Annotated in this window: 8 protein-coding genes and 1 pseudogene; 6 read left to right on the plus strand and 3 right to left on the minus strand. The window is 49.4% G+C overall.

Annotated elements, in window-relative coordinates; translation table 11 throughout:
* Positions 1-117 precede the first annotated feature (117 nt).
* The 5 genes from ccmA to ccmE all read left to right on the plus strand — a co-directional run bounded on the left by ccmA (position 118) and on the right by ccmE (position 3,054).
* Entirely contained in the window at positions 118-732 is a 615-nt protein-coding gene (ccmA, locus tag MJ769_RS03940) for a cytochrome c biogenesis heme-transporting ATPase CcmA (RefSeq protein WP_239234528.1), read from the plus strand.
* Positions 729-1,412, plus strand: a complete 684-nt coding sequence (gene ccmB, locus MJ769_RS03945) for a heme exporter protein CcmB (RefSeq protein ID WP_239234529.1) — start codon at positions 729-731, stop codon at positions 1,410-1,412. The genes ccmA and ccmB overlap by 4 nt, the downstream gene beginning before the upstream one ends.
* A gap of 31 nt (positions 1,413-1,443) precedes the next feature.
* Positions 1,444-2,181, plus strand: a complete 738-nt coding sequence (ccmC, locus tag MJ769_RS03950; protein WP_239234530.1) for a heme ABC transporter permease CcmC — start codon at positions 1,444-1,446, stop codon at positions 2,179-2,181.
* Positions 2,178-2,342 carry a heme exporter protein CcmD gene (gene ccmD, locus MJ769_RS03955; protein WP_239234531.1) on the plus strand — a complete coding sequence of 55 codons (165 nt, stop codon included), beginning with the start codon at positions 2,178-2,180 and terminating at the stop codon, positions 2,340-2,342. Before ccmC ends, ccmD begins: the two co-directional genes overlap by 4 nt.
* 235 nt (positions 2,343-2,577) lie before the next feature.
* On the plus strand, positions 2,578-3,054 hold the full coding sequence (gene ccmE, locus MJ769_RS03960; RefSeq protein ID WP_239234532.1) for a cytochrome c maturation protein CcmE: 477 nt from the start codon (positions 2,578-2,580) through the stop codon (positions 3,052-3,054).
* A 468-nt stretch (positions 3,055-3,522) separates the two neighbouring features.
* Here ccmE and MJ769_RS03965 read toward each other — a convergent pair whose 3' ends face one another.
* Positions 3,523-3,981 carry a single-stranded DNA-binding protein gene (locus MJ769_RS03965; protein ID WP_239234533.1) on the minus strand — a complete coding sequence of 153 codons (459 nt, stop codon included), beginning with the start codon at positions 3,979-3,981 and terminating at the stop codon, positions 3,523-3,525.
* 1 nt (position 3,982) lies between these two features.
* Positions 3,983-5,341, minus strand: a complete 1,359-nt coding sequence (locus tag MJ769_RS03970; RefSeq protein WP_239234537.1) for an MFS transporter — start codon at positions 5,339-5,341, stop codon at positions 3,983-3,985.
* Positions 5,342-5,429: 88 nt separating this feature from the next.
* Between MJ769_RS03970 and uvrA the strand changes: the two genes are divergently transcribed.
* On the plus strand, positions 5,430-8,255 hold the full coding sequence (gene uvrA, locus MJ769_RS03975; protein ID WP_239234534.1) for an excinuclease ABC subunit UvrA: 2,826 nt from the start codon (positions 5,430-5,432) through the stop codon (positions 8,253-8,255).
* 131 nt (positions 8,256-8,386) lie between these two features.
* Here uvrA and MJ769_RS03980 read toward each other — a convergent pair.
* A pseudogene (locus MJ769_RS03980) lies at positions 8,387-8,760 on the minus strand (hypothetical protein); the annotation flags it as partial.
* Positions 8,761-8,812: the final 52 nt, after the last annotated feature.

Here is an 8,812-nt window from a genome sequence, read left to right on the forward strand (position 1 = left end):
TGAATCTAACTTGCGATATATCGCAGTAGTAGTCACCTTAATTTTTTGGCTAACATGCACTGGTGCAATCGTATACAATTCCGCGCTATTTTATATTGAGCGAAAACTGATCACGTAATGCTGGAAATTAGCAATCTTGCTTGTAGTCGCGGAGATCATCTGCTATTTTCTGATCTGAATTTTTCTCTGTCAGCAGGCGAGTTGCTACAGGTGCAGGGTGCCAACGGTAGCGGCAAAACCAGCCTGCTGCGTACTTTATGCGGTTTTATGATGCCTGTTGCGGGCGAGATTTGTTGGCGTGGGCAGAACATCCGTGAGTTGGGTGATCAATTTTATGCTGAGATGATTTATCTTGGCCATTTGAATGCCATCAAGGATGAATTGAATGCGCTTGAGAACTTGCGTATTGGCGCTGGGCTGGCTGGCTGCAAGGTGGACGACAAACAGGTAATCGCTGCGTTACGTCGTATGGGTTTGCGCGGCCGGGAAACTTTATCGGTCAAAGTACTGTCACAGGGGCAGCGTCGGCGCGTGGCATTGGCGCGTTTGCTGCTTTGCAATGCCTCTTTATGGATACTGGATGAGCCGCTCACTGCACTAGATGTGGGCGCGGTTGAGCTGATGCAGGATTTGATTGGCGAGCATCTTGTGAATAACGGTATGGTAATCTACACAACTCATCAGCCACTGGAAGTGGTGGGAGTTGCAACGCGGCGGCTTACGTTGTCATGAACAAGTTGTCGTTGATTGGTTTGTTAAGCCTAGTGATTCGTCGCGATCTAGTGCTGGCTATGCGGCGTCGTGCCGATGTGCTGACGACACTGATTTTCTTCATCATAGTGGTCAGCCTGTTTCCTCTAGGTGTGGGTCCCGAAATGGATATGTTGCGCAAAATGGCTCCCGGCGTAATTTGGGTGGCGGCTTTGCTAGCTTCAATGCTATCACTGGGTCGTATGTTCTCGGCGGATCATCTGGATGGTACTCTGGAGCAGATGATGCTAGTACCGCAGTCGCTGTCGGTACTCGTGTTAGCTAAGATTTTGGCGCACTGGATGGTCTCCGGTTTGCCGTTGGTAATTATGGCTCCAGTGCTGGGCTTGCAGTTTGATATGACGACGCAGGCCATAGGGGTATTGATTGTTGCGCTACTGCTTGGCACGCCGATACTCAGTATGGTAGGTGCGGTCGGTGCGGCGCTGACTCTGGGGCTGCGCGGCGGCGGGGCGCTGGTGTCGCTACTGGTGTTGCCATTGTGCATCCCAGTGTTGATTTTTGGAGCAGGGGCAGCGGAGGCCGTTGTAAGTGGCACAAGTGTGAGTTCTCATTTATCGTTGCTAGGCGCGCTACTGGTGATGGCATTGATCTTTACACCATGGGTTACGGCTCTCGCTCTGCGTATTTCGATGGAATAAAGCACATTGCGTATTTTTAATTGAGTAGATATTGGCTATAAACTGGTTTAAATATTCCTCGCCGAGTTCCTTTTATAAGGCGGCAGGTAAGATGGTGCCGTGGTTCGCATGCTCGGCCGCAATCATGTTTGTTGCGGGTCTTTATATCAGTTTTTTTGTGGCACCGACTGATATCCAGCAAGGCGAAGCTTATCGCATCATGTTCATACATGTGCCTGCCTCTATCCTATCCATGTTTATTTATCTGGTCATGGCAGGTTATGCCGCGCTAGGTCTGATTTTCAATACGCGCTTGTCTTCCATGATGGCTTCTGCGCTGGCACCTACGGGCGCGCTGCTTGCCTTTCTTTCGTTATGGACTGGCGCGTTGTGGGGCAAGCCGATGTGGGGTGCATGGTGGGTATGGGATGCGCGACTGACTTCTGAACTTATCTTACTATTTCTTTATCTTGGCTTTATCGCGTTGCATGCCTCGATTGATGATCCTCGTCGTGCCGACCGAGCCAGCGCACTACTCGCCATAATAGGCTCGGTTAATGTTCCTATCATCTATTTTTCAGTGCAATGGTGGAACACCTTGCATCAAGGAGCTTCAGTCAAGCTCACCGGCACTAGTATGCATGTGGCTATGCAGCAGGGGATGTACACCATGATGCTAGCGGTCTGGCTATATGCCATTGCGGTATCTTTACTACGTGTGCGTAGCATCATTTTAGAGCGCGAAAGCAAAACCCAGTGGGTATCTGAGCTCATGGAGATTAAGCGATGAACTGGGGTGAATTTTTTGCCATGAATGGCTATGCTTGGTACATATGGGGTTCGTTCGGCATGGCACTGCTGGTATTCATTGTTGAAATTGTGATGGTGCGCCACAGAAGAGCGCTTATCTTGCAGCAATTGCACCTGATGGGTAATGCAGAAGATTTATGACGTAACGTTTCAAGGCTAGATTTGTAAGCTATCCTGATCGTTTAAGCAGTTCGTGCGATGATTGCGAAAAACTCTTCGAATTGGACAAGAATTCCTGTCGATGCAAACACAAATGTGGAGCACTCATTTACCCGATGGAACAAAATGTTACAAAACCAACTCGAAGCAACCAAAGCCGTGTCAATTCATAAAAATATTTAAACTGAAATAATATTAATATTGGAAATAAAATATCATGAAACCGCGTCAGAGAAAATTTGTATTTATAATTCTTGCTCTCGTTGCTTTGGCTACTGCTACAGGTTTAGTGTTATATGCACTGACGAATAATATCAGCTTGTACTTTACCCCGACCCAAGTGTTTAACAAAGAGGCGCCACAGGGGCGCGGTTTCCGCATGGGTGGATTGGTTGTTGTGGATAGTGTCCAGCGACAGGCCGATGGTTTGACAGTACATTTCAGCGTAACCGATACCGCTAAGAGTATGCCGGTTGTGTACAAGGGTTTCTTGCCCGATCTTTTCAAGGAAGGGAAAGGGGTGGTGGTACATGGAAAGATTGAGCCTGGGGGAGTGTTCCGTGCGGATGAGGTGCTGGCTAAGCATGATGAAAACTACATAGCTCCGGAAGCAGAATATGCTATGAAGCAGGCCGCTAAAGAGCGGGCTAAGGTGGATGCAGCATCATCCGTTAGCGCACCTGCTACAAAATAATCTAATAGTTACAGCTTAATTTTCAGGAGCTCTTGGTCATACATGGTTGCTTCCCTTTCCTTCCCTTCGCGTGCGGGGCATCGGCCAGCAAATCGTTCCACCTGGAAAATGTTTGGATAATTTGTGAACATTGTCACGCCATGAGCTTTAAGTAGTTGCTTATTAGCTTAATGTGTATATTTATATGTGTTAATTTGCATTGTCGGAATCATGCTTATCCGGTTAGCACCCACAGTATCCTGAACTGAATTGATGCTGGCCAGAGGATCTAATCGAAGCGACCTGCAAACTAAACTTTTCGCGTAAACCAAAACGCTGCCTGCGTGACATGCGCTATACCATGCGACTGCATGGGCCGTCAGTGCATCTTATACGTACTTGTGATCACTAATAAGCACGGGTATAAATATTAAACCCCTGTTTGCAGGGGCTTAATTTTGATGCATTTACAATGCAGTCATGGTATTTTCAGAATGGTATGTCGTCATCGAAGTTATCGAAACCACCACTCTTGACCGGTGCCGGTTTACTGGTAGCAGGTGCACCAGATGGTGATGATGCAGCTGGATTATTCGCCATGTCAAAATTACCGCTGCCAGACTTACTGGACAACATCTGCATTTCATTGACAATGATGTCGGTGGTATAGCGGTCTTTGCCTTCTTTATCCTGCCATTTGCGCGTGGCAAGTTTGCCTTCAACGTAAATCATCGAACCTTTTTTCAGATACTCTCCGGCAATTTCTGCCAGGCGACGGTAGAAAGTCAAGTTATGCCATTCTGTTTTTTCTTGTTTTTCGCCACTTTTGTCCTTCCAGTTTTCTGAGGTTGCCAACGTAACATTGGTCACTGCTTCGCCATTGGGCATGTAACGCGTTTCAGGATCCTTGCCCAGCCGCCCCACTAAAATTACTTTGTTTACAGACATGTCATTCTCCTTTTACTAAATTTTCTACCGCGATTTCGTCAAAGCCACTCATATCTACTTTAAGGCAAGCCATACCTTCGGCTGGTACCACCATTACTTCGCGTACCCCATTTAATTGCGCCAGGCGTTGTTGTAAAACAGCGCCCGCGCGCCCATCCATTTCAGGTAATGGGTACATTTTGGTACGCACCGCTGCAGGTGGCTGCATGGTGCTGGCAACTAGCAACCACAGCAATAACAAACCTACTGCAAATGCAAACACAGCATTGCCACCATAATATTGCATCAGAAAACCGCCCACAATCGCACCTAGGAATGCGCCGAGAAATTGCACGCTGCTATATATGCCCATCGCCGTTCCCTTAGCCGCTAGCGGGGCAATCTTGCTGATCATGGAAGGCAATGTTGCCTCCAATACGTTAAATGCTGTGAAGAACAACAACAGCGACAGCATTACGCCCCATACACTGTTCTGCATTAGCATTAATGATAATTGTCCTAGCGCTGCCAGTGCAATCGCGCCCATAAACACCTGCTTCATCTTTGCTTTTTTCTCGGCGACTATTATGGGTGGCACCATCAATACGAGGGCTAGCAACATAACCGGCAGATATACTTGCCAATGTTGCGCAATTTCCAGCCCATTCTTTTTTAGTACGAATGGCACTTGCATGAATACCGACATTAGAATTGCATGCAAGGAAAAAATGCCGAAATCGAGCCTCAGCAAATCCATGTTTCGCAGCACATCGCCAAATCGTTTGCTGCTCGCCCCGGAACCAGAATGAAAGCGCGTGATAGCAGGATTAGGAATTATAAAGGCCACAAACAACATGGCCAGAAGAGCCAATACGCCAGTTAGTGCAAAAATTCCGGGCACATCTATCGCCTGATACAACATCGGTGCCAGCACCAGCGATATCGAAAATGTAATACCAATGGTGATACCTATCATCGCCATTGCCTTGGTGCGGACTTCCTCGCGTGTCAGATCGGCGGTTAGCGCCATCACTGCAGCATTAATTGCGCCCGCACCCTGGATTGCGCGCCCAGCAATGACCCAATAAATGTTGTCTGCCGAAGCTGCGATAAAACTACCGATAGCGAATAGAAGAAGTCCAGCATAGATCACAGGTTTGCGCCCGTAATGGTCGGAAATCCAGCCAGCTGGAATTTGCAATACAGCCTGGGTCAAACCGTAAGCACCGAGGGCAATGCCAATCAAGATATGGTTTTCACCGCCGGGCAGTCGCTCGGCGGCATACAGCGCAAATACCGGCAGAATGATGAACAGCCCCAGCATGCGCAAACCATAAATACCGGCTAAGCCCATGCTGGCGCGGCGCTCAAGTTGAGTCATTGAATCAGGCTTGTGTTCCATATTGAAGTATTGAAAGCGCGAAAAATCGCGTATATTAGCAGGTTTAGCGCAACCTACGGTAACCGGCATGGACAGTATCAAAATACGTGGCGCACGCACGCACAATCTGAAAAACATCAGCCTCGATTTGCCGCGCAATCAACTTGTGGTTATTACCGGATTGTCAGGATCCGGCAAGTCTTCCCTAGCCTTCGATACTTTATATGCTGAGGGGCAACGACGCTATGTCGAGTCACTTTCTGCTTACGCGCGCCAGTTTTTGCAATTAATGGCAAAGCCAGATGTAGACTTGATCGAAGGTTTGTCACCTGCTATCGCCATAGAGCAAAAAGCCACCTCGCATAACCCGCGTTCTACCGTTGGCACGGTGACGGAAATTCATGACTACCTGCGCCTGCTGTTTGCGCGTGCAGGTGACCCCTATTGCCCACAGCATGATCTGGGGTTACAGGCCCAAAGCGTTGGGCAGATGGTCGATCATGTGCTGCAACTGCCGCAAGACACGCGCATCATGATTCTTTCTCCATTGGTCATTGAGCGCAAAGGCGAACAAGTCGATTTGTTTGACGAGTTGCGTGCGCAAGGTTTTATGCGGCTACGCGTAAACGGTACCGTGCACGAGATAGATAAACTGCCCGCGCTGGCAAAAAACAAGAAACATACTGTTGAAATTGTGGTGGATCGTCTGAAGGCCAACGCAGACAATCAGCAACGCTTGGCGGAATCATTCGAGACTGCATTGCGTCATGCCGACGGACGCGCATTAGCAGTGGAAATGGATAGTGGCAAAGAGCATATCTTTTCAGCTAAGTTTGCCTGCCCAATCTGCAGTTATTCATTGCCTGAGCTGGAACCGCGCTTGTTCTCATTCAACAACCCGATGGGTGCCTGCCCGAAATGCGACGGGTTGGGCAGTACCAGTTTCTTCGACCCGAAACGAATTGTGGCTTTCCCACAATTATCATTAAGCTCTGGGGCAATAAAAGGTTGGGATCGGCGCAATCAGTTTTATTACCAGATGCTGGACAGCTTGGCCAAGTATTACGATTTTGATCTGGAACGTCCGTTCGAAAGCCTGCCGGAAAAAATACAGGGAATTGTTTTGTATGGTAGCGGCAAGGAAGAAATCCCATTTAGCTATTTCAATGAGCGCGGCAAACCCACGCTACGCGAGCATGCATTCGAAGGCGTCGTTAATAATTTCGAGCGGCGCTACAAAGAAACCACGTCACCTGCCGTGCGCGAGGAGCTTGCGAAACATCTCAACACCTGCGTCTGCCCTGAATGCAAGGGTACGCGCCTGCGCTTGGAGGCCCGCAACGTGCGTATCGCAGACCATGCCATTTACGAGCTTAGTGCATTACCCTTGAAGCAAGCGCTCACATTCTTTCAGCAGGTGCAGCTACCAGGTCACAAGCAGGCCATTGCGGAAAGAATCGTGCATGAAATTGCCAGCCGCCTTACTTTCCTCAACAACGTTGGCTTGGAATATCTTTCGTTAGATCGTTCGGCAGAGACCCTGTCTGGCGGCGAATCACAGCGCATCCGCCTAGCTTCGCAAATTGGCTCGGGCCTGACTGGTGTGATGTATGTATTAGACGAACCTTCCATCGGCCTGCATCAGCGTGACAATGATCGTTTGCTGGGTACGCTGAAACGCCTGCGCGACATGGGTAACAGTGTAATCGTGGTAGAACATGACGCGGATGCCATCCATGCTGCTGATCACGTAGTGGACATGGGTCCCGGTGCGGGTGAGCATGGGGGCATGATCGTCGCGCAAGGCACGCCGCAAGAAGTGTGTGCCAACCCGCAATCACTGACGGGTGATTATCTTTCCGGTCGGCGCAACATTGAAGCACCAAAAAAATATCTCCTCCCCGATCCGGAACGCATGCTGCAAATTCAAGGCGCATGTGGCAACAATCTGAAAGAAGTCACACTTGATTTACCTGTCGGCCTGCTGGTGTGCGTAACAGGCGTGTCTGGTTCCGGTAAGTCCACCCTCATCAACGACACGCTGTATAAGGCTGTCGCACAGCACTTGTACGGAAGCAACGCCGAGCCTGCGCCGTTCGTAAAAATCGACGGGCTGGAATTTTTTGACAAAGTTATTAACGTAGATCAATCGCCTATCGGACGCACCCCACGTTCCAACCCCGCCACTTATACCGGCTTGTTTACTCCCATCCGCGAGCTATTCGCCGGCGTGCCGCAATCGCGCGAGCGCGGCTATGGTCCGGGGCGATTCTCATTCAACGTAAAAGGCGGACGCTGCGAATCCTGTCAAGGTGATGGTGTGATCAAGGTTGAAATGCATTTCCTGCCCGACCTTTATGTGCCATGTGACGTGTGCCACAGCATGCGCTACAACCGCGAAACGCTAGAGGTGCAATACAAAAGTCGAAACATCCACCAGATTTTGCAGATGACAGTGGAGCATGCACATGAGTTTTTTAAGCCGATACCAATCATTGCACGTAAATTACAAACGATGCTCGACGTGGGGCTCGGCTACATTACATTGGGGCAAAGCGCGACCACACTATCTGGAGGCGAAGCGCAACGTATCAAATTGTCGCTTGAGCTTTCCAAGCGCGATACCGGACGTACTCTGTATATCCTGGACGAACCCACAACCGGCCTGCATTTCCATGATATCGCTCTGCTTCTAAAAGTCATTCAGAAGCTGCGTGACCAAGGAAACACCGTCGTAGTAATCGAACATAACCTCGACGTAATAAAGACCGCCGACTGGATAATAGACCTCGGGCCTGAGGGCGGTGAAGGCGGCGGACTTATCATTGCGCAAGGCTCGCCAAAAGACATCGCTGCCAATTTGGAAAGCGTGACTGGCACTTATCTGAAGCAAGTATTGAATGTAATCAAGTAACATAAGTTTGAGGCCCTCAATCACCTGCTTGATCCATTCCTTAAATTACGTTGTATCACGCTCTATCCGCAGCATATCGCTACCTAATTTGCAATGTAGGTAATGTCCCAAAGCACTTGCGCGAGCGACACTCAAGTACAGGCGTAGTGTTGTGATCGAGTCAGGTATGTGACGCTGCGCGCAGCTGGGCTGTCCCGAGGGATGTACGCTTTGGGAACGGCAGGTACTTGGCGTTCGGCGAAGTTTTTACCGCTGCTATCGCGTCCGGCCTTGAGTCGTTTCGTCATCAGGAATCAATAAGCTGTAATGCTCAGCGTGGCGTGATGGTGAACCCAGCGCCACCTCCTTCCTGCGAAGTGACACTCAGTCCGACGCCCTGTTTCAAGTCCTGATAGTCCCGCTCGGTACGCCAGCGCATCTTGGTGACAAATACCATTTTCTCCAGTGTGGCGTAGCTTGGGGTGGTAGTGAGGAAGTATTTTGTCGGCTCGGTTTCATCTTCAGGGCACCTCTAAAAATCCCCTATCTCTGTAATCGAATTTGCTGTGTTTTGCGTT

The sequence above is a fragment of the Candidatus Nitrotoga sp. BS genome (genome assembly GCF_927797785.1).
In the GTDB taxonomy this organism is placed as follows: domain Bacteria; phylum Pseudomonadota; class Gammaproteobacteria; order Burkholderiales; family Gallionellaceae; genus Nitrotoga.